This window comes from Pseudomonas aphyarum (genome assembly GCF_028657055.1).
Lineage (GTDB): Bacteria > Pseudomonadota > Gammaproteobacteria > Pseudomonadales > Pseudomonadaceae > Aquipseudomonas > Aquipseudomonas aphyarum.
The window spans coordinates 474,397-499,901 of record NZ_JAMDGS010000014.1 but is presented as its reverse complement, the minus strand read 5'-3'; the positions used below and the strand labels follow the sequence as shown (position 1 = coordinate 499,901).

At 60.1% G+C, this 25,505-nt stretch carries 25 protein-coding genes; 10 read left to right on the top strand and 15 right to left on the bottom strand.

What is annotated here, in order from left to right:
- Window positions 1-549: 549 nt before the first annotated feature.
- Complete coding sequence (gene tyrS, locus M5G18_RS23065) at window positions 550-1,749, bottom strand: tyrosine--tRNA ligase (protein ID WP_127800196.1); 1,200 nt, start codon at window positions 1,747-1,749, stop codon at window positions 550-552.
- A 210-nt stretch (window positions 1,750-1,959) separates the two neighbouring features.
- On the opposite strand from tyrS, the gene M5G18_RS23060 reads away from it, so the two are divergent.
- Both M5G18_RS23060 and M5G18_RS23055 read left to right on the top strand, forming a co-directional pair.
- A complete protein-coding gene (locus M5G18_RS23060; protein ID WP_273896344.1) occupies window positions 1,960-3,384 on the top strand; it encodes a peptidoglycan DD-metalloendopeptidase family protein in 1,425 nt (474 codons plus the stop codon).
- A 3-nt stretch (window positions 3,385-3,387) separates the two neighbouring features.
- Window positions 3,388-4,479 (top strand): anhydro-N-acetylmuramic acid kinase, encoded by a 1,092-nt coding sequence (locus tag M5G18_RS23055; RefSeq protein WP_273896343.1) that lies wholly within the window; start codon window positions 3,388-3,390, stop codon window positions 4,477-4,479.
- Between the two features lie 72 nt (window positions 4,480-4,551).
- Here M5G18_RS23055 and erpA read toward each other — a convergent pair whose 3' ends face one another.
- Both erpA and argC read right to left on the bottom strand, forming a co-directional pair.
- A complete protein-coding gene (gene erpA, locus M5G18_RS23050) occupies window positions 4,552-4,902 on the bottom strand; it encodes an iron-sulfur cluster insertion protein ErpA (protein WP_003228776.1) in 351 nt (116 codons plus the stop codon).
- Between the two features lie 168 nt (window positions 4,903-5,070).
- Window positions 5,071-6,105 (bottom strand): N-acetyl-gamma-glutamyl-phosphate reductase, encoded by a 1,035-nt coding sequence (gene argC / locus M5G18_RS23045; protein WP_085609104.1) that lies wholly within the window; start codon window positions 6,103-6,105, stop codon window positions 5,071-5,073.
- Between the two features lie 135 nt (window positions 6,106-6,240).
- On the opposite strand from argC, the gene hemJ reads away from it, so the two are divergent.
- From hemJ to coq7, 6 genes are all read left to right on the top strand, one after another.
- Window positions 6,241-6,669: a protoporphyrinogen oxidase HemJ gene (gene hemJ / locus M5G18_RS23040; protein WP_273896342.1), complete on the top strand. Its 429-nt coding sequence runs from the start codon at window positions 6,241-6,243 to the stop codon at window positions 6,667-6,669.
- 33 nt (window positions 6,670-6,702) lie between these two features.
- Window positions 6,703-7,671, top strand: a complete 969-nt coding sequence (locus M5G18_RS23035; RefSeq protein ID WP_085646872.1) for an NAD(P)H-dependent flavin oxidoreductase — start codon at window positions 6,703-6,705, stop codon at window positions 7,669-7,671.
- A gap of 70 nt (window positions 7,672-7,741) precedes the next feature.
- Window positions 7,742-8,692, top strand: coding sequence for a DUF805 domain-containing protein (locus M5G18_RS23030; protein ID WP_273896341.1), 951 nt, complete (start codon window positions 7,742-7,744; stop codon window positions 8,690-8,692).
- A 61-nt stretch (window positions 8,693-8,753) separates the two neighbouring features.
- Entirely contained in the window at window positions 8,754-9,542 is a 789-nt protein-coding gene (locus tag M5G18_RS23025) for an SDR family NAD(P)-dependent oxidoreductase (protein WP_007956321.1), read from the top strand.
- A gap of 81 nt (window positions 9,543-9,623) precedes the next feature.
- Complete coding sequence (locus M5G18_RS23020; RefSeq protein ID WP_007956318.1) at window positions 9,624-9,962, top strand: histidine triad nucleotide-binding protein; 339 nt, start codon at window positions 9,624-9,626, stop codon at window positions 9,960-9,962.
- A 107-nt stretch (window positions 9,963-10,069) separates the two neighbouring features.
- Complete coding sequence (gene coq7 / locus M5G18_RS23015) at window positions 10,070-10,717, top strand: 2-polyprenyl-3-methyl-6-methoxy-1,4-benzoquinone monooxygenase (RefSeq protein WP_007956317.1); 648 nt, start codon at window positions 10,070-10,072, stop codon at window positions 10,715-10,717.
- A gap of 61 nt (window positions 10,718-10,778) precedes the next feature.
- Here the strand turns inward: coq7 and speD are convergent, their stop codons facing one another.
- Window positions 10,779-11,573 (bottom strand): adenosylmethionine decarboxylase, encoded by a 795-nt coding sequence (gene speD / locus M5G18_RS23010; protein ID WP_007956315.1) that lies wholly within the window; start codon window positions 11,571-11,573, stop codon window positions 10,779-10,781.
- Window positions 11,574-11,810: 237 nt separating this feature from the next.
- The gene (locus tag M5G18_RS23005) at window positions 11,811-12,233 is read right to left on the bottom strand and encodes an OsmC family protein (protein ID WP_003228794.1); all 423 of its coding nucleotides are present in this window, start codon (window positions 12,231-12,233) and stop codon (window positions 11,811-11,813) included.
- A gap of 236 nt (window positions 12,234-12,469) precedes the next feature.
- Between M5G18_RS23005 and crp the strand changes: the two genes are divergently transcribed.
- Window positions 12,470-13,114: a cAMP-activated global transcriptional regulator CRP gene (gene crp / locus M5G18_RS23000; RefSeq protein WP_007956313.1), complete on the top strand. Its 645-nt coding sequence runs from the start codon at window positions 12,470-12,472 to the stop codon at window positions 13,112-13,114.
- Between the two features lie 10 nt (window positions 13,115-13,124).
- Here the strand turns inward: crp and M5G18_RS22995 are convergent, their stop codons facing one another.
- The 4 genes from M5G18_RS22995 to M5G18_RS22980 form a co-directional block, all read right to left on the bottom strand.
- Entirely contained in the window at window positions 13,125-13,823 is a 699-nt protein-coding gene (locus tag M5G18_RS22995; protein WP_273896340.1) for a lipoate--protein ligase family protein, read from the bottom strand.
- 96 nt (window positions 13,824-13,919) lie between these two features.
- Complete coding sequence (trpC, locus tag M5G18_RS22990) at window positions 13,920-14,756, bottom strand: indole-3-glycerol phosphate synthase TrpC (protein ID WP_007956311.1); 837 nt, start codon at window positions 14,754-14,756, stop codon at window positions 13,920-13,922.
- Window positions 14,753-15,802, bottom strand: coding sequence for an anthranilate phosphoribosyltransferase (trpD, locus tag M5G18_RS22985; protein WP_273896337.1), 1,050 nt, complete (start codon window positions 15,800-15,802; stop codon window positions 14,753-14,755). The genes trpC and trpD overlap by 4 nt, the downstream gene beginning before the upstream one ends.
- 9 nt (window positions 15,803-15,811) lie before the next feature.
- On the bottom strand, window positions 15,812-16,405 hold the full coding sequence (locus M5G18_RS22980) for an aminodeoxychorismate/anthranilate synthase component II (RefSeq protein WP_007956309.1): 594 nt from the start codon (window positions 16,403-16,405) through the stop codon (window positions 15,812-15,814).
- 403 nt (window positions 16,406-16,808) lie between these two features.
- Between M5G18_RS22980 and estP the strand changes: the two genes are divergently transcribed.
- The gene (gene estP, locus M5G18_RS22975) at window positions 16,809-18,719 is read left to right on the top strand and encodes an esterase EstP (RefSeq protein ID WP_273896335.1); all 1,911 of its coding nucleotides are present in this window, start codon (window positions 16,809-16,811) and stop codon (window positions 18,717-18,719) included.
- Between the two features lie 69 nt (window positions 18,720-18,788).
- Here the strand turns inward: estP and trpE are convergent, their stop codons facing one another.
- The 6 genes from trpE to M5G18_RS22945 all read right to left on the bottom strand — a co-directional run bounded on the left by trpE (window position 18,789) and on the right by M5G18_RS22945 (window position 25,459).
- Window positions 18,789-20,267: an anthranilate synthase component I gene (gene trpE / locus M5G18_RS22970; protein ID WP_007956307.1), complete on the bottom strand. Its 1,479-nt coding sequence runs from the start codon at window positions 20,265-20,267 to the stop codon at window positions 18,789-18,791.
- Between the two features lie 71 nt (window positions 20,268-20,338).
- Window positions 20,339-21,157: a phosphoglycolate phosphatase gene (locus tag M5G18_RS22965; RefSeq protein WP_273896332.1), complete on the bottom strand. Its 819-nt coding sequence runs from the start codon at window positions 21,155-21,157 to the stop codon at window positions 20,339-20,341.
- A complete protein-coding gene (gene rpe / locus M5G18_RS22960) occupies window positions 21,154-21,828 on the bottom strand; it encodes a ribulose-phosphate 3-epimerase (RefSeq protein WP_007918813.1) in 675 nt (224 codons plus the stop codon). The genes M5G18_RS22965 and rpe overlap by 4 nt, the downstream gene beginning before the upstream one ends.
- A 114-nt stretch (window positions 21,829-21,942) precedes the next feature.
- A complete protein-coding gene (locus M5G18_RS22955; RefSeq protein ID WP_273896329.1) occupies window positions 21,943-23,091 on the bottom strand; it encodes an iron-containing alcohol dehydrogenase in 1,149 nt (382 codons plus the stop codon).
- 283 nt (window positions 23,092-23,374) lie between these two features.
- Window positions 23,375-24,199 carry an ABC transporter permease gene (locus M5G18_RS22950; RefSeq protein ID WP_011336198.1) on the bottom strand — a complete coding sequence of 275 codons (825 nt, stop codon included), beginning with the start codon at window positions 24,197-24,199 and terminating at the stop codon, window positions 23,375-23,377.
- 12 nt (window positions 24,200-24,211) lie between these two features.
- Window positions 24,212-25,459 carry an ABC transporter permease gene (locus tag M5G18_RS22945; RefSeq protein WP_007959935.1) on the bottom strand — a complete coding sequence of 416 codons (1,248 nt, stop codon included), beginning with the start codon at window positions 25,457-25,459 and terminating at the stop codon, window positions 24,212-24,214.
- Between the last annotated feature and the right edge of the window lie 46 nt (window positions 25,460-25,505).

Genomic DNA, 25,505 nt, shown 5'->3' with positions numbered 1-25,505 from the left:
ATCTTTGGGTTTTTAAGAAACCCTAAACTTGGCTCAGCAATCGTTGGTTACATCTTTGATTTCTCGCGGAGTAACTTGTGATGCTGATAATCTTGTTGACTATCAGTCTGACTCCACAAGCACCCACACGAATTGCTTGATTCAGTTGTTAAAGAGCGGTTGGTTAAGATCTTTCGTCTCAACCGAGGCGCGCATTCTACAGCAGCCTCATTTGCTGTCAAGTGATTATTTTCAGAAGTTTTCGAAGATTTCTTCAACAACTTCAACCACTTGCGCTTCCGATCTCTCGTTAGCGGGAGGCGAATTCTACAGCGTTACACGCTGCTGTCAACACCTCTTTTTCTCCGCTTTCGACCGAGAAGATCGAACCGTTGAAAGCGCCGAACAAACCGGCATTTCCAACTCCTTCCAGGCCTCGATGAACTGAAGCGACCCACCTTCGAAACCTACTTAACTCATTGAATCTCAAGGAGTTTTCCGTTTCGACTGCGCCGGAAGTGGGGCGAATTATAGACCTCCAGAATTCGCCGTCAACCCCTTATTTCAACTTTACTCAGATTTCAGCGAAATCCGTGCAAAAGCCTTCTTGCCGGCCTGACAAACGTGAGTCGCGCCCAGTACGTATATAAAGGAACGATCAACAACCTCACCATCTACACGCACACCACCGGAAGCCAACAGATCACGAGCAGCTGCCGAGTTCTTCACCAGACCTGCCTTATTAAGGACGGCAGCAATCGGCATATCCTCGGCAGCGGTCAGTTCGACCTCCGGCAGATCATCCGGCAGCTCGCCATCCTTCATACGGTTACCCGCACCACGGTGAGCATTGGCCGCAGCCTCTTCACCATGGAAGCGCGCAACAATCTCTTCGGCCAGCTTGATCTTGATATCACGAGGATTAGCGCCCGCCTCTACATCAGCACGGAACGCATTGATCTCATCCATCGAACGGAAGCTGAGCAACTCGAAGTAGCGCCACATCAACGCATCAGGAATCGAGACAAGCTTGCTGTACATGACACCCGGCGCTTCCTGGATACCGACGTAGTTGCCCAACGACTTGGACATCTTCTTCACGCCATCCAGACCTTCAAGCAACGGCATCGTCAGGATGCACTGCGCTTCCTGGCCATAACCACGCTGCAGCTCACGCCCCATCAGCAGGTTGAACTTCTGATCGGTACCACCCAGTTCAACATCAGCGCGTAAAGCAACCGAGTCATAACCCTGCACCAGCGGATAGAGGAATTCGTGAATGGCGATCGGCTGATTGGTGGTGTAGCGCTTGTCGAAGTCGTCACGCTCGAGCATACGAGCAACGGTGTATTGCGAAGTCAGACGAATAAAGTCCGCAGGCCCCATCTGGTCCATCCAGGTGGAGTTGAACGCAACTTCGGTTTTCGCCGGATCAAGAATCTTGAACACCTGAGTCTTGTAGGTCTCGGCGTTTTCCAGAACCTGCTCACGGGTCAACGGAGGACGCGTGGCGCTCTTGCCGCTCGGATCTCCGATCATTCCGGTGAAATCACCAATAAGGAAGATCACCTGATGCCCCAGCTCCTGGAACTGGCGCAGCTTATTAATAAGCACAGTGTGACCAAGGTGCAGATCCGGCGCAGTTGGATCGAAGCCGGCCTTGATTCGCAGCGGCTGGCCACGCTTGAGCTTTTCGATCAGCTCGGACTCGACCAACAGTTCTTCCGCACCACGTTTAATCAGCGCTAGCTGCTCTTCAACCGACTTCATAACAGACCCGCAAGGCTCAGATTCAAAGGGAACCAACCATACAAGATCGCACACCAAATACAAGTTTTGCCCGGCGCACGGACGCCAATCCACAGACAGGGCGTCCACAGACTTGCTTCAGGGATGATTTGGTTATATTTTATACAGTTATTTCATCTTCATCATGTCATTCATCTTTTCCAATTCATCTTTTTCAAAGTCAAATTACTTATGATCACTGAACCGTCTAAAGCGCCACCGCTTTACCCGAAGACCCACCTGCTCGCCGCAAGTGGGATCGCCGCCCTTCTCAGCCTGGCGCTCCTGGTGTTTCCATCCAGTGATGTTGAAGCCAAAAAGACAACGCTGAGCCTTGAACTGGAAAGTCCTGCTGAACAACTGACACAAGATCAAGACGCTGCCGACGCGGCTCAAGCCACAAACGAATCCGTAGCCTCTCCTTTCGCGCAGATCGAAAACAGTGCCGAAGAGCCGCAGGAAACTGCTCAGGCTGCACCAGCGCCGACACCGGTAGCTGAAGAAAAGAAGGCTCCAAATCACAGGGAAGTGATCGTCTCCAAGGGCGATACGCTTTCTACACTGTTCGAGAAAGTCGGCCTCCCGGCCGCAGCCGTACATGAAGTGCTGGCCAGCGACAAACAAGCCAAGCAGTTCAGCCAGCTCAAACATGGCCAGAAACTCGAATTCGAATTGAATCCGCAAGGCCAGCTGACCAACCTGCACAGCAAGGTCAGCGACGTTGAAACCATCACCCTGACCAAGAACGACAAGGGTTATGTGTTCAACCGCGTTACCGCCAAACCGACTGTTCGCACCGCCTACGTGCACGGTGTGATCAACAGCTCGCTGTCGCAGTCCGCTGCCCGCGCAGGCCTGTCCCACAGCCTGACCATGGACATGGCCAGCGTGTTCGGCTACGACGTCGACTTCGCCCAGGATATTCGCCAGGGCGACGAGTTCGATGTGATCTATGAACAGAAAGTGGTCAACGGCAAAGCCGTTGGCAACGGTCCGATCCTGTCCGCCCGCTTCACCAACCGCGGCAAGACTTACACCGCCGTGCGTTACACCAACAAGCAGGGCAACAGCAGCTATTACACCGCCGATGGCAACAGCATGCGCAAGGCGTTCATCCGTACACCGGTGGACTTCGCCCGCATCAGCTCTAAATTCTCCATGGGCCGCAAACACCCGATCCTCAACAAGATCCGAGCCCACAAAGGCGTCGACTACGCCGCCCCACGCGGTACGCCAATCAAGGCTGCCGGCGACGGCAAAGTGCTGCTGGCCGGCCGTCGCGGCGGTTACGGCAACACCGTGATCATCCAGCACGGCAACACTTACCGTACGCTGTATGGCCACATGCAGGGCTTCGCCAAGGGCGTGAAGACCGGCGGTACCGTCAAACAGGGCCAAGTGATCGGTTACATCGGCACCACCGGCCTGTCCACGGGCCCGCACCTGCACTATGAGTTCCAGGTCAACGGTGTTCACGTCGATCCATTGGGCCAGAAGCTGCCGATGGCCGACCCGATCGCCAAATCCGAACGCGCTCGCTTCCTGGCGCAGAGCCAGCCACTGATGGCTCGCATGGACCAGGAAAAGGCCACCATGCTGGCTTCGAGCAAACGTTAAGCCATGACTCTTTATATCGGCGTGATGTCCGGCACCAGTCTCGACGGGCTGGACATCGCCCTGATCGAGCAATCCTCGGCGATCAATCTGGTCGCCACGCACTACATCCCCATGCCTGAAATCCTGCGCGCCGAGCTGCTTGGCTTGTGCGCCAGCGGCCCTGACGAAATCGCCCGCTCGGCGATTGCCCAGCAGAACTGGGTGAAGCTCGCCGCGCAAGGGATCCATACCCTCCTCGAACGGCAACAGCTCAAGCCTGAAGCCATTCGCGCGATCGGCAGCCACGGCCAGACCATTCGCCACGAACCGGCGCGTGGTTTCACTGTGCAGATCGGCAACCCTGCCCTGCTGACCGAGCTGACCGGCATCACAGTTGTCAGCGACTTCCGCAGTCGCGATGTGGCCGCTGGCGGCCAGGGCGCTCCGCTGGTTCCTGCCTTTCATGAAGCGTTATTCGAAGAGCGTACCGGCAACCGCGCGGTCTTGAATGTCGGCGGTTTCAGCAATCTCAGTCTGATTGAGCCGAACAAGCCTGTAGCCGGTTTCGACTGCGGGCCGGGGAATGTGCTGATGGATGCCTGGATTCATCAGCAACGGGGCGAGAACTACGACCGTAACGGGCAGTGGGCAGCCAGCGGCAAGGTCGAACCGACCCTGCTGAAAGCCCTGCTCAGCGATCCTTTTTTCGTGACCCAAGGTCCGAAGAGCACAGGCCGCGAGGTCTTCAACCTGCCGTGGCTGGAGCAGCAACTGTCGCGCCTGCCAGGTTTCGCACCCGAAAACGTACAGGCAACACTGCTCGAACTGACGGCGCTGACCATCGTCGAATCGCTGCAAAACGCTCAATCGAATACCGAAGAGCTCCTGGTCTGTGGGGGCGGTGCCCACAACGCCACGCTGATGAAGCGCCTGGCCGGGCTGCTGCCGAATGCCAAGGTCGCCAGCACCGCGACACACGGCGTCGATCCGGACTGGGTCGAGGCCATGGCCTTCGCCTGGCTGGCCCACTGCTGTCTGGAAGGCATTGCCGCCAATCGCCCGAGCGTCACCGGCGCCAAAGGCCTGCGCGTACTCGGCGCCATCTACCCCAACTGACAAATCGCAGATAACAAAACGCCGCAGAACCGTGAGGTTCTGCGGCGTTTTATTGTGTTCGGTGAAGCGCGATCAGATCGAGAACGAGGAGCCGCAACCACACGTGGTGGTGGCATTCGGGTTCTTGATCACGAAACGCGAACCTTCCAGACCTTCCTGATAATCCACCTCGGCACCTGCCAGGTACTGGAAGCTCATCGGATCGACCACCAGACTGACGCCTTCGCGCTCGACGATGGTGTCGTCCTCGGCCACATCTTCATCGAAGGTGAAGCCGTACTGAAACCCTGAACAACCGCCGCCCGTAACGAATACGCGCAGCTTCAAGCGATCATTCCCCTCTTCATCGACCAGGCTCTTCACCTTGTGCGCGGCACCTTGAGTGAATTGCAAAGCCGTGGGGGTGAAGGATTCGACGCTCATGCTGACTATCTCCCGGCGTTACGCCGCCATAATGCGTGATGACGCGCATTATCCGCTTGTCCTAGAAAATCGGTCAACTATTGTTACGGTATATCAATAAAGCAGATCAACCGACCAGAATGCAAAAAGGCCCGTCAGACGGGCCTTTTTACCAAGCAAGATCAGTCGTTACGGCAGCATGCCGGCGTGGGACAGACCAAAGCGCTCATCCAGCCCGAACAGGATGTTCATGTTCTGCACCGCCTGACCCGACGCGCCCTTGACCAGGTTGTCGATCACCGACAACACCACCACCAGATCACCATCCTGCGGACGGTGAACCGCGATACGGCAGACGTTGGCGCCACGCACGCTGCGGGTTTCCGGATGGCTGCCGGCCGGCATCACGTCGACGAACGGCTCATTGGCATAACGCTTCTCGAACAGCGCCTGCAGATCCACCGAGCGATCCACTACAGTCGCGTAGAGCGTGGAGTGAATGCCACGGATCATCGGCGTCAGGTGTGGCACGAAAGTCAGACCGACATCCTTGCCTGCGGCACGACGCAGCCCCTGGCGAATTTCTGGCAGATGACGGTGACCTTTCACCGCATAGGCCTTCATGCTTTCCGACGTCTCGGAGTACAGCGAGCCTACGGCAGCACCACGACCGGCACCGCTGACACCGGACTTGCAGTCGGCGATCAGGTGCGAAGCGTCGGCAATGCCCGCCTCAAGCAACGGAAGGAAGCCCAGCTGCGTCGCGGTCGGATAGCAACCCGGCACCGCGATCAGGCGTGCTTTCCTGATTTGCTCACGATTGACTTCCGGCAAGCCGTAAACCGCTTCGTCCAGCAGCTCTGGCGCGCCGTGCGGCTGGCCGTACCACTTGGCCCATTCATCGGCGTCCTGCAGACGGAAGTCTGCCGACAGGTCGATGACCTTGGTGCCGGCCGCCAGCAACTCGCCGGCCAGCGCGTGGGCGACGCCGTGCGGAGTGGCGAAGAACACCACGTCGCAAGCGCCCAGCGTCTTGATGTCCGGCACGCTGAATGCCAGACCGTCGTAGTGGCCGCGCAGGTTCGGGTACATATCAGCCACGGCCAGACCGGCCTCGGATCGGGAAGTGATCACTACCACTTCTGCCTGCGGATGCTGTGCCAACAGACGTAGCAGTTCGACACCGGTGTAACCCGTGCCGCCGACGATACCGACCTTGACCATAAACCTGCCCTCAACGAACCCACTGGAAAGCCGTCGATAATAGGGGCCGCGCGCGCCTGCGACAACCGCCAAGGTGACGTGCGGACGCTCAAGCCTCTACTATCCGGCCTACCGTGAATCAGGGAATAACCAAAAATGCTCTATCTGTGGATCAAAGCGCTTCATATCGTCAGCATCGTGTGCTGGTTTGCCGGGCTGTTCTATTTGCCGCGACTGTTCGTTTATCACGCACAAAGTGAAGACACGATCAGCAAGGAACGCTTCAGCATCATGGAGCGCAAGCTCTATCGCGGCATCATGGGCCCGGCGATGATCGCCGCGCTGATCTTCGGCGCCTGGCTGATCTACCTGAACCCGGGCATCTTCAGCAGCGGTGGCTGGATCCACGCCAAACTGACCCTGGTCGTGCTGTTGATCGGTTACCACCACATGTGCGGCGCGCAGGTAAAACGTTTTGCCCGTGGCGAGAACACCCGCAGCCATGTCTTTTATCGCTGGTTCAATGAAGTGCCGGTTCTGATATTGCTGGCTATCGTAATTCTGGTCGTGGTCAAGCCGTTCTAACTTCAACAAATACAACTTTCCGGGGTACTTCCGATGTCGCTGCCCGCTCTGCTCGAACAACGTCTGCGCCTGCCTGTTGTGGCAGCGCCGATGTTCCTGATCTCCAATCCTGAACTGGTGCTGGCGTGCTGCCGCAACGGCGTGGTTGGCAGCTTCCCGGCGCTGAACCAACGCGAAAGCAGCGGGTTCAAGGCCTGGCTGGAGCAGATCGAAGCGGGGCTGGCGACATTGGAGAACCCGGCGCCGTACGCGGTGAACCTGATTGTCCACCACAGCAACCCGCGTCTGCAGGCTGACCTGGACATCTGCGTCGAGCACAAAGTCCCCATCGTCATCACCAGTCTTGGTGCCGTGAAGGAACTGGTAGATGCGGTGCACAGTTACGGCGGCCTGGTCTTCCATGACGTGACGACCCGCCGCCATGCCGAAAAAGCCGCCGAGGCCGGTGTCGATGGCTTGATCGCCGTCGCAGCCGGTGCCGGTGGACACGCCGGCACCTGGAGCCCGTTTTCGCTGATCGCCGAGATCCGCGAGTTCTTCGATAAAACCCTGTTGCTTGCAGGATGTTTGAACCACGGACATGAGATTCTCGCTGCACAACTGCTCGGCGCGGATCTGGCCTACTTCGGCACGCGATTTATCGGCACCACTGAAAGTCATGCGCCTGACGCCTACAAGGAGATGCTGCTGACTGCCAAAGCTGCCGACATCATTCATACTCCTGCCGTGTCCGGTGTACCGGCAAGTTTCATGCGCCAAAGCCTGGAGGCCGCCGGTTTCGACATGGCAGCCCTGCAGGGCAAGGGTGAAGTGAATTTCGGCGACAAGCTCAAGCCGATCAACGACGAAGCCAAGGCCTGGAAAACCGTGTGGTCTGCGGGCCAGGGCGTGGGGCAGATCGACGATCTGCCAAGCGTGGATCAACTGGTGGCGCGTCTCGATGCCGAATACCGCCAGGCCCTGGAGCACGCAGCGCAACTGCCGAAACGCTGGCCACGCTGAATGAAACCCGGCCGGTCGCTGCCTGACCGGCCTTAGACTCAATTTATCTCGCGACAAGGATGCCTCGGCCATGAGCGAACCCCGTTACAAGATCGTTTTCGACGGCGCGCTCCAGCCCGGCGTCGATATCACCACGGCCAAGCTCAACCTGGCCGATCTGTTCAAAAGCGATGTCGCCGCCATCGAGCGCCTGTTCAATGGCCGCACCGTCGCGCTCAAGCGTGATCTGTCCCACAGCGATGCGCAGACTTATCTGCAAGCGTTGGGCAAGACCGGGATCGATGCCCGGATCGAAACCGAAACGCCCATCGAGCTGAACCTGTCGGATGTCCACGAGCAAAGCGCCGCCGTCGCGGAGCCTGACTCGCCTTATGCGCCCCCTCGCGCCGCTGTCGGTGAAAGCCTGTCGGCATTCGCGCCTCTCAAACCTTTCAGTGTTGAAGGCCGGATCGGCCGTTTGCGTTACCTGGCATGGTCGATGGTCTTGAGCCTGGTCGCCCTGCCAATCGTCAGCGTGTTCGCGCTGATCGGCCTGGGCCTGGTGAGCGCCGACTCGACGACCGGCCTGATCATCGGCGGTCTCCTCGCCTTCTTCCTGTTTCTGGCCTTCGCGATTGTCGGGATCCTGTTCAGCATCCAGCGCTTGCACGATATCGGCTGGTCGGGGTGGCTCTGGCTGCTGACGCTGGTGCCGTTCGTGGGCAGCTTCTTCCCGCTGGTGATCATGGTCGTGCCGGGCAATACCGGCGCCAATCGCTATGGCCCACCGCCTCCGCCGAACAGTACGGCAGTCAAAGTGCTGTGCTCTTTGTGGATCGTGTTTATCGGGCTGTTTTTCATGGGTGGCATGCTGGGCGGGATCACCGCCATCCAGGAAGAGTACGAAAGCAGTCTTGAAAGCAGCTATGAGAGCGGTTCGGTGACCACCGATGAAATCGATGTCGAAGTCGAGCCCGCCGCGAATTCGGCAGACGATGCAGCCGAAGCCGCCCTCGCCCCTGTAGACTCTGCGAAAGAATGAACAACGCTCCCCGCCGTGACACCTGCGTCCACGGCGCGGCGCTGTTGCGATGGAGATTTGCATGACCCGTTACGCTCTGATCACCGGCGCCTCCAGCGGCATCGGCCTGGCCATGGCCGAAGCCCTGGCGCGCCGTGGCCGCAGCCTGATTCTGGTGGCTCGCCAGCGTGATCAGCTGGAAAGCATTGCGATTGAACTGACCCAGCGCTTCGGCGTCGAGGTGCTGTTCCGCGCCTGTGACCTCGGCGAGCCACTGCGCCTGTCCGGTTTTCTGCTGGAGCTTGAAGAAGGCGACCGGCAGATCGATCTGCTGGTCAATTGCGCCGGCATCGGTACTTGCGGCCCGTTCCTGGCCCAGGACTGGATGACCGAACAGGACCTGATCGAAGTGAACATCCTCGCCCTTACCCGCCTCTGCCATGCCATCGGCAACAGCATGGCGTTGCAGGGCGGCGGGCAGATTCTCAATGTCGCGTCGGTGGCGGCCTTCAACCCCGGGCCCTGGATGAGCACCTACTACGCCAGCAAGGCGTATGTACTGCATTTCTCGGAAGCACTGCGGGTGGAATTGAAGAAGTGCGCGGTCAAGGTATCGGTGCTCTGCCCCGGCCCGACCCGCACCGCGTTCTTTCGCACCGCGCAACTGAACAACGACAAGCTCAACGCCAGCAAATTGCTGATGAGTCCCGAGGAGGTCGCGCTGTATACCGTGCGCGCCCTGGAGAAAAACCGCGCGATCATCATTCCCGGACGCCGAAACCGCTGGTTCGCCTTTCTGCCACGGCTCGGTTCGCGCTGGCTCAATCGCACGATTGTCGGCATGGTCAACAAGGCTTACTGCCCGCGCTGATAAGTCCTACGGTAAAACACTGGGCGGGCTAATCCCCCTATGAGTACACTCAGGCCAGCCCAAACAACGGAGAAAACAGCAGTGGATACTCTGTTCACCAAGATCATCAACCGGGAAATCCCGGCGAAGATCATCTACGAGGACGACCAGGTCCTGGCGTTCCACGATATCGCCCCACAGGCACCGGTGCATTTTCTGGTGATCCCGAAGAAACCGGTGCGCACCCTCAACGACCTGACCGAAGACGACAAGGCACTGGCCGGGCATATCCTGTTCACCGCCCAGCGTCTGGCGCTGGAGCTGGGTTGCGAGGAAGGCTTCCGGGTGGTGATGAACTGCAATGAAATGGGCGGGCAGACTGTCTACCACATTCACATGCACGTGCTCGGTCAACGCCAGATGAACTGGCCTCCGGGCTGATTGAACCCAAAGATCGGTGGGAGCGCCCCGCTCCCACATGACCCAGCGCAAACCTTCCCCGGCCGATTCGGTTAAACTGGCCGCCGAGATTCTTCCCGGAGGTCAGCATGACTACCCAACGTCACTACTCGCCCATTGATCGTCTTCTGCTGCAAGCCGATGCCGCGATGCGTACCTTGCTGCCCTTCAGCGGTCAGCCGTACCGTCCGTCGCCGGCAATCGTGCAGCCCGATGTGCAGATGAGCGATGAAGACACCCGCCACGTCGCCGGCCTGATGCGCATCAACCATACCGGTGAAGTCTGCGCCCAGGCGCTGTATCAGGGCCAGGCGCTGACCGCCAAGCTGCCGCAGGTGCGCGAGGCCATGGAGCATGCGGCCGAAGAAGAGATCGATCATCTGGTCTGGTGCGAACAGCGCATTCACCAGTTGGGCAGCCACACCAGTGTGCTCAACCCACTGTTCTACGGTATGTCGTTCGGGATTGGCGCAGTCGCCGGGCTGATCAGCGACAAGGTCAGCCTCGGATTTGTCGCGGCGACCGAGCATCAGGTCTGCAAGCATCTGAACGAGCATCTGGAGCAACTGCCGGCCGAGGACGAAAAATCCCGGGCGATTCTGGAGCAGATGCGTATAGATGAAGAACATCACGCAGAAAGCGCACTGGAGGCCGGCGGTTTCCGCTTCCCGGCGCCGGTGAAGTTCGGCATGAGCCTGTTGGCCAAAGTGATGACCAAGAGCACTTACCGGATCTGAAAAACGCCCATAAAAAAGGCGACTGCCGTAAAGCAGTCGCCTTTTTTTGTGCCCGGATTTCTTAGCTCGGCATATTGCGCGCGTAGAAGATTTCCAGCATTTCGTGTTTCACACGCTCGGTCACCTGAGCACGTTGCTCGGAAGACAGATTGCTGGTGGCATCGCCGAACAGGTAGTTGTCCAGTTCGAAGTTCTTCAGCAGCATTTTGGTGTGGAACAGGTTTTCCTGGTACACGTTCACGTCGGTCATCTGGTACGCGTCGCGGGTGTCTTCGGAGAGGTAGTTCTGGATCGAGTTGATCTCGTGGTCGATGAAGTGCTTGTTGCCTTCAACGTCACGGGTGAAGCCGCGCACACGGTAATCCACGGTCACGATGTCCGAATCGAACTGGTGAATGAGGAAATTGAGCGCTTTGAGCGGTGAAATGACACCACAGGTCGACACGTCGATGTCCACACGGAAGGTCGCAATACCGGCGTCCGGATGGATTTCCGGGTAGGTGTGCACCGTGATGTGGCTCTTGTCGAGGTGGGCCAGGATGATTTCGGGCAACGGGCCCGGGGACTCTTCGATCTGGCTTTCGGTCGGGGTCACCGGCTCTTCCGAGATCAGAATCGTGACGCTGGCACCCTGAGGCTCATAGTTCTGACTCGCAATGTTCAGAATGTTGGCACCAATGATTTCGACAACTTCCGTGAGGATCTGCGTCAGGCGTTCGGCGTTGTACTCTTGATTGATGTACTCGACGTAAGCCTGCTGGTCTTGCGGGGTTTCCGCGTAGCAGATGTCATAGATGTTGAAGCTCAAGGTCTTTGTCAGGTTATTGAACCCGTGGAGCTTGAGTTTGCTTTTCACCGTTAAAAACTCTCTATGTATGCGGCACGGCCGCGTGATCAAGCATGCCCGTCAAGTGCGAACAACGCACCTGCGTAGGACGGTTAACACCTCTTCGCGATGGCGATTTTGGTTATCTGTTCAGGCGGATGACCCGTCGGTTGACTGATCACGGCCCTGAAAAAAGTGGCGCATTATGCAGACGTCAGCGGGGGATCGCCAGAGTCTGCACTGCTTTTATGATAGTTGAATGTCGGCTCAGCCGAGTTCGACGATTTCGTAGTCGTGGGTGATCGCTACGCCGGCGGCGCCGAGCATGATCGAGGCCGAGCAGTACTTCTCGGCAGACAGTTCGATGGCGCGTTTGACCTGGGCTTCTTTCAGGCCCCGGCCCTTGACCACAAAGTGCATGTGGATTTTGGTGAATACTTTCGGATCTTCGGTCGCGCGCTCGGCTTCCAGAAAGGCTTCGCAGCTTTCAACGGCCTGACGGGACTTCTTCAAAATGCTGACCACGTCGAAATTGCTGCAACCGCCGACGCCCAGCAGGAGCATTTCCATCGGGCGGACACCCAGGTTACGACCACCGGCGTCCGGCGGACCGTCCATGACCACGACATGACCGCTGCCGGATTCGCCGAGGAACATGGCTTCGCCAGCCCATTGGATGCGTGCCTTCATCGCCAAGACTCCACTGTAGAAAAAAGGGTCGCCAGCTTAGCACAGGGCCCTGCCCCGACAGCGAGCACGTTCCTGGGACGAATGCACCTTTAACGTAGGTGATTTCTCGAAATTTCGACGAAGTGTCTGGTAAGCTGGCGCCAATTCACTGGCGCCTTCGCCAGACTGTGTAGCGACCGCCTCAGCGCCTCATATAAAAACCAAATATAACCGTGCAGTCTTTTCGGGATACAACCATGGTTGGTATTACCCCCACACCCAAAATCAAGAACCTCGACAAGCTGCTGATGCATTGCCAGCGCCGGCGTCACGCTGCCAAGAGCAACATCATCTGCGCCGGGGATCGCTCCGACACGCTGTACTTCATCATCCGGGGTTCGGTCACGATCCTGATCGAGGACGACGACGGCCGCGAGATGATCATCGCGTACCTGAACGCCGGGGACTTCTTCGGTGAGCTGGGTCTGTTCGAAGAAGCCGGTCAGGAACAGCAGCGCAGCGCCTGGGTGCGGGCGAAGGTTGAATGCGAAGTCGCGGAAATCAGCTACACCAAGTTCCGCGAACTGTCGCAACAGGATCCAGACATTCTTTACGTCCTCAGCGGACAAATCGCACAACGCCTGCGCAACACCACACGCAAGGTCGGCGACCTGGCGTTCTTCGACGTCACCGGCCGTGTCGCCCGCTGCTTGCTGGAACTGTGCAAGCAGCCCGACGCCATGACTCACCCGGACGGCATGCAGATCAAGGTGACCCGTCAGGAAATCGGCCGAATTGTCGGTTGTTCGCGAGAGATGGTCGGTCGCGTGCTCAAGGATCTTGAGGAACGCAACCTGGTGGATGTGAAAGGCAAGACCATGGTGGTCTTCGGCACTCGCTGAGTTCTAAAGCTCAGCCGACGTAGATCTGCGCCAGCATCAAACGAAAGAGTTCATCGAGACGCGCCAGTGCATGGGGCGCCGGGAATTTCTCATGCAGAGCGATGTGGCTGGCGGCACGTACCCGCTGCTCCAGACCACACGCTTCGTTGAAGCGGTTGACCGCCGCGACCATCGACTCACGCTCGTCATCCATCAGCATCGCCCCGTGCACCAACCCCACCGGGCGCTGACCACCCTGACTCTGGCGCCAGCGCTGAGCAGTGCCGACCATCTTGCGACCGTCGAGATTGACGTTGAAGCGACCGTCGCAGAACGCACCGTCGATTTCACCCAGCGACGAAGAGCCACCCAACTCATCCAGCAACTCACAGATCGGATCACACAGACGCCGGTAACCGGTTTCGATGCGGTTCAGATCGCCTTCGCTGCGAGGCGGTGCGTAGACCAGTGCAATATTGATGGTCGACGCCGATTGCGGAACCGGTTCGCCGCCGGTTTCACGTAGCAACACCGGCCAGCCGGCAGCAGCGGAGACTTCGCAGGCGTGATCGAATCCGGGCAAGCGGTTCAAACGACGTGGCATGACGAGCGCGCGATCACTGGGCTGCCAGAACAGCAGACCGAATTCGGCATCACCCGCGCAGACCGAGGCCAGCAGATCCTGTTCGGCTTGGAGGCCGGCTTCGATGGTCAGGAAAGTGGGGATCATAAGGTTTCCATAGGACGTTGAGTCTGAGGTGAATCTTATGCTGTCTTCGCCGGCAAGCCCGGTCCCACAGGGGGGACGGGCGCCTGCGAAGCTCGATCAGTCGAGGGTAGAACCGCTCACCGGAACGCCGCGCTCCGGGAAGAACAGGCGTTGCAGTTCGATGCCCGGGCTTTCGGCGCGCATGAACGCTTCGCCGACCAGGAACGCGTAAACGTCGCTGATTTCCATCAGCTCGACATCGGCACGGTTGAGGATGCCGCTCTCGGTGATGACCAGACGATCGCGCGGAATGCGCGGCAGCAGGTCGAGGGTGGTTTCCAGGCTGACGTCAAAAGTGTGCAGGTTGCGGTTGTTGACCCCGACCAGCGGCGTGTCGAGGGTTTTCAACGCGCGCTCCAGCTCATCGCCGTCGTGCACTTCCACCAGCACATCGAGGCCGACGTCTTTGGCCACCGAAGCCAGTTCGGCCATTTTCACGTCATCCAGCGCGGAGACGATCAACAGTACACAATCTGCGCCCAAGGCACGGGCTTCGACGATCTGGTACGGATCGATCATGAAGTCCTTGCGGATCACCGGCAGCGAGCAGGCCGCGCGGGCCTGTTGCAGGTAGGCATCGGCGCCCTGGAAGTAGTCGATGTCGGTCAGCACCGACAGGCAGGTCGCCCCGCCCTTCTCGTAGCTCTTGGCGATGTCGGCAGGAACGAAGTTCTCGCGAATCACGCCTTTGCTTGGCGACGCCTTCTTGATTTCGGCAATCACGGCCGGTTGTTTCTTCTTGGCCTGCGCCAGCAGTGCCTGGGCAAAACCACGGGGTGCATCGGCCGCCTTGGCCAGACTTTCCAGCTCGCTCAGGCTCACACGGGCGCTACGCTCGGCGACTTCCTGAACCTTGCGGGCCAGAATGTTTTCCAGAACCGTCGGTACACTCATCCCTCATTCTCCACTTTGAATACCGCGGTAAAGGCACCCAACTCCTCGAGTTTCTCCCGAGCAAGACCGGTGTGCAGAGCGTCGTGGGCCAGCGCCACGCCCTCTTTCAGACTTGTCGCCAGGTCGGCGGCGTACAGCGCCGCACCGGCATTGAGCACGATCATTTCGGCAGCCTTCTGGCCGTTCTCGGTCTTGCGCTTGCCCAGTGCATCGCGGATCAGCGCCAGCGACGCTTCCGGGCCTTCGACCGACAGACCGTGCAGGCTCTGGCTCTTCATGCCCAGATCTTCCGGCTCGACCCAATATTCGGTGATCTGATCGTCCTTCAGCTCAGCGACAAAGGTCGGCGCCGCCAGGCTGAACTCGTCCAGACCGTCCTTCGAATGCACCACCAGCACGTGCTTGCTGCCCAGACGCTGCAAGACTTCAGCCAACGGCCGGCACAGCGCCGGGGTGAACACGCCCACCACCTGATGTTTCACACCGGCCGGATTCGTAAGCGGGCCGAGCATGTTGAACAGCGTGCGCAGGCCGAGATCGCGACGCGGGCCGGCGGCGTACTTCATGGCTTTGTGGTGAGTCTGGGCAAACATGAAACCGATGCCGACGTTGTCGATGCAGCGCGCCACCTGAACCGGGGTCAGGTTGAGGTAGATGCCGGCGGCTTCCAGCAGATCGGCGCTGCCGCTCTTGCCCGACACCGCACGGTTACCGTGTTTGGCCACGGTGCAGCCAGCCGCGGCGACCACAAAGGAAGACGCGGTGGACACGTTGAAAATGTTCGCCCCGTCACCACCGGTGCCGACCACATCGACCACGCCGTCGAGGGTCTGGAGTTCGACCTTGTCCGCCAGCTCGCGCATCACCGACACGGCGCCGACGATTTCGTCGATGCTTTCGCTCTTCATGCGCATCGCCATCATGAACGCGCCGATCTGCGCGTCGGTGCATTGGCCGGTCATGATTTCGCGCATCACATCGCGCATTTCATCGGTGCTGAGGTCGAGGTGATCGACGATACGGCTCAGGGCTGTCTTGATATTCATGGAAAGTCCTTAGCGCGTGCCGCCGGTTTGTTTGAGGAAGTTGGCGAACAGTTCATGGCCCTGCTCGGTGAGGATCGATTCCGGGTGGAACTGTACGCCCTCGATGTTCAGGGTCTTGTGACGCAGGCCCATGATTTCGTCCACCGAACCGTCATCGTGCTGGGTCCACGCGGTCAGCTCCAGGCAATCGGGCAACGTTTCGTGTTTGACGATCAGGGAATGATAGCGGGTGACGGTCAGCGGGCGGTTCAGACCGGCAAACACGCCCTTGTCCTCATGGAATACCGGGCTAGTCTTACCGTGCATCACCTGGCGGGCGCGGACGACATCGCCGCCAAAAGCCTGGCCGATGGACTGGTGGCCGAGGCAGACGCCGAGGATCGGCAGTTTGCCAGCGAAATGCTTGATGGCTTCGATGGAAATGCCGGCTTCGGTCGGTGTGCACGGGCCCGGGGATACGACGATGCGCTCAGGGTTGAGCGCTTCGATTTCGGCGATGGTCAGCTCGTCGTTGCGCACGACCTTGACCTCGGCACCCAGCTCGCCGAGGTATTGCACAACGTTGTAAGTAAAGGAGTCGTAGTTGTCGATCATCAGCAACATGGCGTTTCGAACCTCTTGAATTCTGACTTGAAGACAGCCTTCGGATGACTTGCCAGGGCGCTGCACACTGTCGGACGCGCAGGTCGCATCGGCACAGCGGCATTTCAAACGGGCAAGGAAGGCAAAGCGATACAGATCCGGCGGGGCCGGCAGAAAAGATTCAGGCGCGCCAACGCCAGCGGGCGTGTGCCTTGATGACTTGATCCAGAAGTTTGCTGGTGATCAACACGGGGAAGGTCTCGTTCATACGTTTCGGCACAGTAACTTAGCTGGGCGGAGCGTGCAATATGGCCGGGGTCGTGGGGGATAAAACAATGGGAGGGTTGACGACCGATGGCAAAACGCCGGAAGTTTTTGGTACTGTCGTTTCGTTCACTACAACAATAAATAAACGGACTTGCTCATGATCAAACAGACGTTGTTTGTACCGCTCGCCGGATGCCTGCTCGCGATGGCCTGCGCCCAGGCGAACGCCGCACCCAATCCCTATTCGAATTTCGTGGTCTTCGGCGACAGCCTCAGCGATGCAGGGACCTTCACCGACAGCGGCGGCCCCGCTGGGTCGGGCAAACGCTTCACCAACCGCACGGGCCCGAACTATCAGGACGGCAGCGGCGAGTTCTATTCCCTCAATGCCACCCAATTGCTCGGTGGCCGTCTCGGCTTCAGCCCGGACCAGACCGCCGCCTCGTCTTCTACCGTACGCCCTGAACAAGGCTTGCCGGATGGCAACAACTGGGCGGTCGGCGGTTACCGCACCGACCAGATTCTCGACTCGATCACCAGTCAGTCTGCCACCGGCGAACGCACCCGCGCCGGTTATCTGCCGTCGAACGGTTTCCGCGCCGACCCGAATGCCCTGTATTACCTGACCGGGGGCGGCAACGACTTCCTTCAGGGTCGCGTCACCAGTCTCCCTCAGGCCAATGCCGCCGCCGATCGACTGGTCGACAGCGTACGCACGCTGCAAGGCGCCGGCGCCCGCTACATCATGGTCTGGCTGCTGCCGGACATCGGCCTGACCCCGGCCGTCAACGGCTCGCCACTGCAAGCCTTCACTTCGCAACTCAGCGCCCAGTTCAACACCGAACTGGTCAGCCAGTTGCAGAGCGTCAATGCCAACGTCATCCCGCTTAACGTCCCGGTATTGCTCAAAGAGGCATTCGCCAATCCGGCGCAATTCGGCCTGGCAACTGACCAGAATCTGGTCGGCACCTGCTTCAGCGGCAACAGCTGCACGGAGAACGCGCGGTACGGGATCAACAGCGCCACCCCGGATCCGACCAAGCTGATCTACAACGACTCCGTCCACCCGACCGAAGCCGGGCAGCGTTTGATTGCCGATTACGCCTACTCGCTGCTGGCCGCGCCATGGGAGGCGACCCTGTTGCCGCAAATGGCGCAAGGCACCTTGCGCTCGCATCAGGATGAGCTGCGCAACCAGTGGCTGGCGGATTGGGAAAACTGGCAGGCCGTTGGCCAATGGCGGGCGATTGTCGCCGGCGGTGGCCAGCATCAGGACTTCGACAGCCAGCGCAGCGGCGCCAGCGCCGACGGCAACGGTTACAACCTGAACATCGGCGGCAGCTACCGCCTCAACGACGCCTGGCGTGTGGGCGTGGCGGCCGGTTTCTACAATCAGAAACTCGAGGCCGGCGACAACGATTCGGACTACAAGCTGAACACCTACCTCGGCACCGCGTTCGCCCAGTACCAGCAGAACCGCTGGTGGGGTGACGCCGCCGTGACTGCCGGGCATCTGGATTACGACAGCCTCAAACGCAAATTCCAGCTGGGGGTCAACGAACGCGGCGAGAAAGGCGATACCGACGGCTATGTTCTGGCCTTCAGCGGACGCGTGGGTTACGACATTGCGCCAGAAGCGAGCAGCCCATGGCACCTGTCGCCATTCGTCAGCGCCGATTTCGCCAAGGTTGAAGTCGATGGCTATTCGGAAAACGGCGCCGACTCCACCGCACTGACGTTCGATGACCAGTCGCGCATCTCCCGGCGTCTCGGCCTCGGGATCCAGGGCAAGTACCAGATCACCTCGCAGACCCAGGTGTTCGGCGAACTGGCCCATGAGCGCGAGTACAACGACGACACCCAGAATGTGACGATGAACCTCAACAGCCTGCCGAACAACCGCTACACCCTGGCCGGCTATGCCCCTCAGACCAACCTGAACCGCCTGAACCTGGGCGTGAGCCACAACCTCACCAAGGATCTGGCATTGCGCGCCAGCTACGACATCCGCAAGGATGACGACTTCACCCAGCAAGGGATCAACGTCGGCGTAGCGCTCGACTTCTGATTCGCAGGCCATAAAAAACGCGGCGCCCTCACAGGCGCCGCGTTTTTTTATGGCTGAATGCCCCGTCACTCAGTCCGGGGTCTGCTCCGCCAGCGCAACGGCACGGAACATCGCGCGACGCTTGTTGATGGTTTCTTCCCACTCCAGCGCCGGCACCGAGTCGGCGACGATGCCGCCACCGGCCTGCACGTGCAGCTCGCCGTTCTTGATCACCGCGGTGCGGATCGCAATCGCGGTGTCCATGTTGCCGTTCCAGGCGAAGTAACCGACCGCGCCGCCATAGACGCCACGCTTGACCGGTTCCAGCTCGTCGATGATTTCCATCGCACGGATCTTCGGCGCGCCGGACAAGGTGCCCGCCGGCAGGATCGCCCGCAGTGCGTCCATCGCCGTCAGCCCGGCCTTCAACTGGCCGGTGACGTTGGACACGATGTGCATCACGTTGGAATAACGCTCGATGACCATCTTCTCGGTGAGCTTCACCGAACCGATTTCCGAAACGCGCCCGGTGTCGTTGCGACCGAGGTCGATCAGCATCAGGTGCTCGGCGATTTCCTTGTCGTCAGACAGCAGGTCTTCTTCCAGCGCCACGTCCGCCTCTTCAGTGGCCCCGCGAGGACGGGTGCCGGCAATCGGGCGCACGGTGATCAGATTGTCTTCGACCCGCACCAGCACTTCCGGCGAACTGCCGACGACGTGGAAATCGCCGAAGTTGAAGAAGTACATGTACGGCGTCGGGTTGAAGCAACGCAGTGCGCGGTACAGATCGATCGGCGCCGCCTTGAAGTCGATCGACATGCGCTGGGACGGCACGACCTGCATGCAGTCACCGGCGAGGATGTATTCCTTGATGGTGTCGACGGCTTTTTCGTAGTCGTCCTGGGTGAAACTGGAGCGGAACACCGGCTCGGCCGCCTGCTGCTTGCTGAAATCCAGGCCACGGCGCGGGGTGATCGGCTGACGCAGTTTTTCCAGCAGTTGCTGCAATTGCGCCTGGCCCTGCTCGTAGGCATCGGCCTGCGCCGGGTCGGCCAGCACGATCGCGTGCATCTTGCCGGCGAGGTTGTCGAACACCACCACCGCATCGGAGACCATCAGCAAAATGTCCGGCACGCCCAGCGGATCCGGGTTCGGGCATTTGCCGAGGCGCTTCTCTACATAACGCACGCAGTCGTAACCGAAGTAACCCACCAGACCGCCGTTGAAGCGCGGCAGACCGGCAATGGTCGGCACGTTGTAGCGGGCCTTGAAGGTTTCGACGAAGGCCAGCGGGTCTTCAACGTCATGGCTTTCGGTCTCGACGCCATCGACGGTGATGCTGACGTGATGGTCGTGAACTCGCAGTACGGTGCGGCACGGCAGACCGATGATCGAGTAACGGCCCCATTTCTCGCCGCCCTGCACCGATTCGAGCAGGTAGGAGTTGGGCTGGTCGGCCAGTTTCAGGTAGATCGACAGCGGGGTGTCGAAGTCGGCCAGGGTTTCGCAGGCCAGCGGGATGCGGTTGTAGCCGTCAGCGGCCAGACGCAGGAATTCTTCGCGGATCATAGGGTGCCTCGTGGTGTGAGGGGCAAATCAGTCAGGTGTGCAAACGCGCCGGCAGGCCGGCCAGGAACAAGTCAGGCGCGCCAACGCCAGCGGGCCAGGGCCTTGATGACTTTCATCCAGAGTTTGCGGGTGACCACCACGATGGCGTTTCCAGAAGGGGATTGAGAAGCGTCGGGCAACGTTATCTCAGCGGCCGTATCCAGGCAACCGGGAATTAGCTTGCGCAGATCGTCGATCACCAGCGCCGGGAATTCCTCGGCAATCGGCCGGCCATGGTTGTAGCCATAACTCAGCCCGACACATTTGACCCCCGCCGCTTTCGCCGCCAGCACGTCGCTGCGCGAATCACCGACGAACAGCGATTGCGAGGCCGGAATGCCGGACATCTTCATGACGAAGAACAGCGCCGCCGGATCAGGTTTCTTCTGCGGCAGGGTGTCGCCGCCGATGATCCACTTGAAGTAGCGGCCGATCTTCATCTGATCCAGCAGCGGCGCGACGAAGCGCTCCGGCTTGTTGGTGATCAGCGCCATGGCCACGCCCTGCTTGTGCAGCCATTTGAGGGTATCGCGCACGCCGGGATAGACCACGGTCAGCTCATGGCTGGCGCCGTAGGCTTGCATGAAAACCTCCAACGCATGCTCGGCTTCGACGTCATCCACCGCGGAATGATCGATGCCACCGGCCAACGCGCGGCGCACCAGCACCGGCGCGCCGTTGCCGACCCACTCGCGCACCGACTCGATACCGGCAGGCTTGCGCCCGAGGGAGAGCAGCATGTTATCCACAGCCGCCGCCAGGTCGGGTACCGAGTCGATCAGCGTGCCATCCAGATCGAACATCACCAACCGCGGCAGTTGCCCCGGGAACAGCTGCTCAAAACCGCTCATGGGCGAGCCAGCGCCAGTTCGGAACGCATCTTGTCGATGACTTCCTGATAGTTCGGCGCATTGAAGATCGCCGAGCCGGCCACGAAGGTGTCGGCGCCGGCGGCAGCGATTTCACGGATGTTGTTGACGTTGACGCCGCCGTCGATTTCCAGGCGGATGTCACGGCCCGAGGCATCGATGATCGCGCGCGCTTCGCGCAGCTTGTCGAGGGTGCCGGGGATGAACTTCTGCCCGCCGAAGCCCGGGTTGACGCTCATCAGCAAGACCATGTCGACCTTGTCGATCACGTACTTGAGCACGTCCAGCGGGGTCGCCGGGTTGAACACCAGGCCGGATTTACAGCCGCCTTCACGGATCAGTTGCAGGGAACGATCGACGTGCAGCGTGGCTTCCGGGTGGAAGGTGATGTAGGTGGCACCGGCCTCGATGAAGTCGCCGACAATGCGATCCACCGGGCTGACCATCAGGTGCGCGTCGATCGGCGCAGTCACGCCGTACTTGCGCAATGCGGCGCAGACCATCGGGCCGATGGTCAGGTTCGGTACGTAGTGGTTGTCCATGACATCGAAGTGGACGAAGTCGGCACCGGCGGCCAGAACGTTGTCCACTTCCTCGCCCAGGCGGGCGAAGTCGGCGGAGAGAATCGACGGAGCAATAACGAAGGGCTGCATGACGCACCTTTTCTGAGCTAAATCACGATGGCGCGCATTGTATACCTCAAGTTTCCGCGCGCGCACCGTGACCGCGATGATTGGGTTGTGCCATGACCGGCGGCCGGCATTTTCTCAGTAGGCCGCCCGGTAGATCTTCTCGATGTCGGCGGCGCTGAGCTTGCGCGGGTTGTTGCGCATCAGGCGCTCGATTCCCGCGGCCTCTACGGCCATGGCCGGGATCGCCTCTTCGGGCACGCCGAAACTGCGCAGGCCCAGCGGAATTTCCACCGCCGCGCACAGTTCGGTCATCGCTGCGACCGCGCTATCGGCGGCTTCATTGAGACTCAGATGAGCGGTCTTCACCCCCATGGCTTCGGCGATATCCTGCATCCGTTCGACGCAGGCCATCTTGTTCCAGGTCATGACATACGGCAGCAGCAACGCATTGCTGACGCCGTGTGCAATGTTGAAACGCCCGCCCAGTGGATACGCCAGCGCATGCACTGCGCCGACCCCGGCATTGCCGAATGCCATGCCGGCCATCAGGCTGGCGGTGGCCATGTCTTCCCGGGCCTGCAGGTTGGAGGGGTTGGCGTAGGCCTTGGGCAATGAGCGGGCGATCAACTTGATTGCGCCGATGGCCAGCGAATCGGTGATCGGCGAGGCATTCAGCGACAAGTAGGACTCGATGGCATGCACCAGCGCATCGACGCCACTGGCGGCGGTGACACTGCGCGGGCAGGTCAGGGTCATTTGCGGGCTGACCAGCGCCACGTCCGGCAACAGGTAATCGCTGACGATGCCTTTCTTCAGTTGGGCGACCTTGTCCGAGAGGATGGCGACATTGGTCACTTCGGAACCGGTGCCGGCCGTGGTCGGGATGGCGATCAGCGGCGGGCCTTTGCGCGGCACCTGATCGACGCCGAACAGATCTTCCAGAGCGCCGTGATAACCGGCATAGGCGGCAACACTCTTGGCGATGTCGATGGCACTGCCGCCACCGAGACCGATCAGCCCGTCATGCCCGCCCTCTCGGTAAACGCGCATGCAGTCCTCGACAATGGCGATTTCCGGATCCGGCAGCACGCGGTCGAAGATTTCGTACTCGCGCTCGCCGATCTGCGCCAGCGCCAACTCCACCGTGCCGGACTTGAGCAGCGCGGCATCGGTGACAATCAGCGGGTTGTCGATATCCAGCCGCGTGAGCTCGGCCGCCAGTTGCTCGATGGCCCCGGCGCCGGTGATCAGTTTGTGAGCGATCTTGAACGAGGAAAGACTCATCGTGCGCAGCCTCTTATAGATGTGGGAGCTGAGCACAAGCGTAGCTGGGGAATTCGGGTTGTCTGGTATTCAGGGTGTGAATGGTGGAGGCAAGATCAAGAGCGCCCTCACCCTAGCCCTCTCCCGGGGGGAGAGGGGACTGACCGTGGTGACTGGGAGAGGTACGCCGACTTGCGATACCGCGTCGAACACAGATTCTGAACAGCACGAATATCTGCGCCCTTCCCCCTCGCCCCCTTGGGGGAGAGGGTTGGGGTGAGGGGGTAAGCCTTTGATCTGGCCCTTAAACCTGCGCTGTACGCAGTTTTTCGCTGCGGCCGCGTAGCCACTCCAGCGTCAGCAACAGGATCACGGAAAACGCGATCAAAAGTGTCGCCGCCGCCGCAATCGTCGGACTCAGGTTCTCGCGAATCCCGCTGAACATCTGCCGAGGCAACGTCGCCTGCTCGGGACCTGCAAGAAACAACGTCACCACCACTTCATCAAACGAGGTCGCAAAAGCAAACAGCGCACCGGAAATCACCCCCGGCGCAATCAGCGGCAAGGTCACCCGACGGAACGTGGTCAGCGGCGAGGCGCCAAGACTCGCCGCCGCCCGCACCAGGTTGTGGTTGAACCCTTGCAACGTCGCCGACACCGTGATGATCACGAACGGCACACCCAGTACCGCGTGCACCACGATCAGCGAGAAGAAACTGTTGCCCAGGCCCAGCGGCGCGAAGAACAGGTAACTGGCCACACCGATAATTACCACCGGCACCACCATCGGTGAAATCACCAGCGCCATCACCAGCGGCTTGCCGGGGAAGTCGCCACGGGTCAGGCCGATGGCCGCCAGCGTGCCGAACACCATCGCCAGCACGGTCGCGGCCGGGGCGACGATGATGCTGTTCTTCAGCGAGCGCATCCATTCCGCCGAGGCGAAGAAGTCCTGATACCAGTGCAGCGAAAAGCCCTGCAGCGGATACACCAGAAAACTGCCCGAGTTGAACGACAGCGGCACGATCACCAGCACCGGCAGAATCAGGAACAACAGGATCAAGCCGCAGAGGATCCGCAAGCTGTAGAACCACACCCGCTCGACGGGCGACATATAAGGACTCAGCATTTCAAATTCCCCTTAGCTCAGGCGCAGGCGACTGGCGCCCACCAGCCAGCTGTAGATCAGATAAAGCACCACGGTCGCCAGCAGCAACAGCCCGCCGAGTGCAGTGGCCATGCCCCAGTTGATGCTGGTGTTGGTATAGAACGCGACGAAGTAGCTGACCATCTGATCGTTCGGGCTGCCCAGCAGCGCCGGGGTGATGTAGTAGCCGATGGCGAGGATGAACACCAACAGGCAACCGGCGCCGACACCGGCATAGGTCTGCGGGAAGTACACCCGCCAGAAACTGGCGAACGGATGGCAGCCGAGGGAAATCGCGGCCCGCATGTAGGTCGGCGAGATGCCTTTCATCACGCTGTAGATCGGCAGGATCATGAACGGCAGCAGGATGTGCACCATCGAGATGTAGACCCCGGTGCGGTTGAACACCAGCTCCAGCGGTTTATCGATGATGCCCATCGCCATCAACGCGCTGTTGATCAACCCGCCGGATTGCAGCAACACGATCCACGCGGCGACCCGCACCAGAATCGACGTCCAGAACGGCAGCAGCACCAGAATCATCAACAGGTTGCTCTGACGCGACGGCAGGTTGGCCAGCAGGTAGGCCAGCGGATACGCCAGCACCAGACAGATCACGGTGATGATCAGGCCCATCCAGAAGGTCCGGGCGAAAATGTCGAGGTAGATCGCCTGATCCGGGGTGGCCGGGGCAATTTCGCCGAGGTCGTCGATGCGGTGATCCACCGCCGCCAACAGATAGAACGGGGTGATGCTGCTGGTGTTGCGCTTCACCGCTTGCCAGTAGGCCGGATCGCCCCAACGCTCGTCGAGGCCTTCCAGCGCTTCTTTATAAGAGGCCGGTTCGCTGGCGAATGGCAGCGAGCGGGCGGTTTTGGTCAGCAGGCTGCGATAGCCGGCCAACTCCATGTTCAGACGCTTGGACAGATCGCCCAGGGTCTGGTTTTTGCGCGCTTCGGCGAGGTCTTCGCTGGCGGCTTTATAAACCGGTTCTGCGGGCAGGCCGCGGCCGTCCCACGCGGCAATCGCGGTCACGGTGCGCGGCATGCCGCCGACCACTTCCGGGTTGCCGACGCTTTTATAGAGCAGCGCCACGATCGGCACCAGGAACACCAGCAACAGAAACAGCACCAGCGGCGCGATCAGCGCCTGGGCCTTCCAGCGGTTGACCCGCTCGGCGTGCTTGAGCCGCTGCTTCAAGGTGGGGCTGTTGCCCTCGTTCAGGGGAACGGCGATGGCCATGACGTACTCCGCAAATCTTTTAAATGACGGCGTCACCCTGAGGATG

Bases quoted from the DNA above. Each gene is read 5' to 3' on its own strand.
- tyrS (WP_127800196.1), bottom strand. From the start codon at position 1,749: ATGAAGTCGGTTGAAGAGCAGCTAGCGCTGATTAAACGTGGTGCGGAA.
- M5G18_RS23060 (WP_273896344.1), top strand. From the start codon at position 1,960: ATGATCACTGAACCGTCTAAAGCGCCACCGCTTTACCCGAAGACCCAC.
- M5G18_RS23055 (WP_273896343.1), top strand. From the start codon at position 3,388: ATGACTCTTTATATCGGCGTGATGTCCGGCACCAGTCTCGACGGGCTG.
- erpA (WP_003228776.1), bottom strand. From the start codon at position 4,902: ATGAGCGTCGAATCCTTCACCCCCACGGCTTTGCAATTCACTCAAGGT.
- argC (WP_085609104.1), bottom strand. From the start codon at position 6,105: ATGGTCAAGGTCGGTATCGTCGGCGGCACGGGTTACACCGGTGTCGAA.
- hemJ (WP_273896342.1), top strand. From the start codon at position 6,241: ATGCTCTATCTGTGGATCAAAGCGCTTCATATCGTCAGCATCGTGTGC.
- M5G18_RS23035 (WP_085646872.1), top strand. From the start codon at position 6,703: ATGTCGCTGCCCGCTCTGCTCGAACAACGTCTGCGCCTGCCTGTTGTG.
- M5G18_RS23030 (WP_273896341.1), top strand. From the start codon at position 7,742: ATGAGCGAACCCCGTTACAAGATCGTTTTCGACGGCGCGCTCCAGCCC.
- M5G18_RS23025 (WP_007956321.1), top strand. From the start codon at position 8,754: ATGACCCGTTACGCTCTGATCACCGGCGCCTCCAGCGGCATCGGCCTG.
- coq7 (WP_007956317.1), top strand. From the start codon at position 10,070: ATGACTACCCAACGTCACTACTCGCCCATTGATCGTCTTCTGCTGCAA.
- M5G18_RS23005 (WP_003228794.1), bottom strand. From the start codon at position 12,233: ATGAAGGCACGCATCCAATGGGCTGGCGAAGCCATGTTCCTCGGCGAA.
- crp (WP_007956313.1), top strand. From the start codon at position 12,470: ATGGTTGGTATTACCCCCACACCCAAAATCAAGAACCTCGACAAGCTG.
- M5G18_RS22995 (WP_273896340.1), bottom strand. From the start codon at position 13,823: ATGATCCCCACTTTCCTGACCATCGAAGCCGGCCTCCAAGCCGAACAG.
- trpC (WP_007956311.1), bottom strand. From the start codon at position 14,756: ATGAGTGTACCGACGGTTCTGGAAAACATTCTGGCCCGCAAGGTTCAG.
- trpD (WP_273896337.1), bottom strand. From the start codon at position 15,802: ATGAATATCAAGACAGCCCTGAGCCGTATCGTCGATCACCTCGACCTC.
- M5G18_RS22980 (WP_007956309.1), bottom strand. From the start codon at position 16,405: ATGTTGCTGATGATCGACAACTACGACTCCTTTACTTACAACGTTGTG.
- estP (WP_273896335.1), top strand. From the start codon at position 16,809: ATGATCAAACAGACGTTGTTTGTACCGCTCGCCGGATGCCTGCTCGCG.
- trpE (WP_007956307.1), bottom strand. From the start codon at position 20,267: ATGATCCGCGAAGAATTCCTGCGTCTGGCCGCTGACGGCTACAACCGC.
- M5G18_RS22965 (WP_273896332.1), bottom strand. From the start codon at position 21,157: ATGAGCGGTTTTGAGCAGCTGTTCCCGGGGCAACTGCCGCGGTTGGTG.
- rpe (WP_007918813.1), bottom strand. From the start codon at position 21,828: ATGCAGCCCTTCGTTATTGCTCCGTCGATTCTCTCCGCCGACTTCGCC.
- M5G18_RS22955 (WP_273896329.1), bottom strand. From the start codon at position 23,091: ATGAGTCTTTCCTCGTTCAAGATCGCTCACAAACTGATCACCGGCGCC.
- M5G18_RS22950 (WP_011336198.1), bottom strand. From the start codon at position 24,199: ATGCTGAGTCCTTATATGTCGCCCGTCGAGCGGGTGTGGTTCTACAGC.
- M5G18_RS22945 (WP_007959935.1), bottom strand. From the start codon at position 25,459: ATGGCCATCGCCGTTCCCCTGAACGAGGGCAACAGCCCCACCTTGAAG.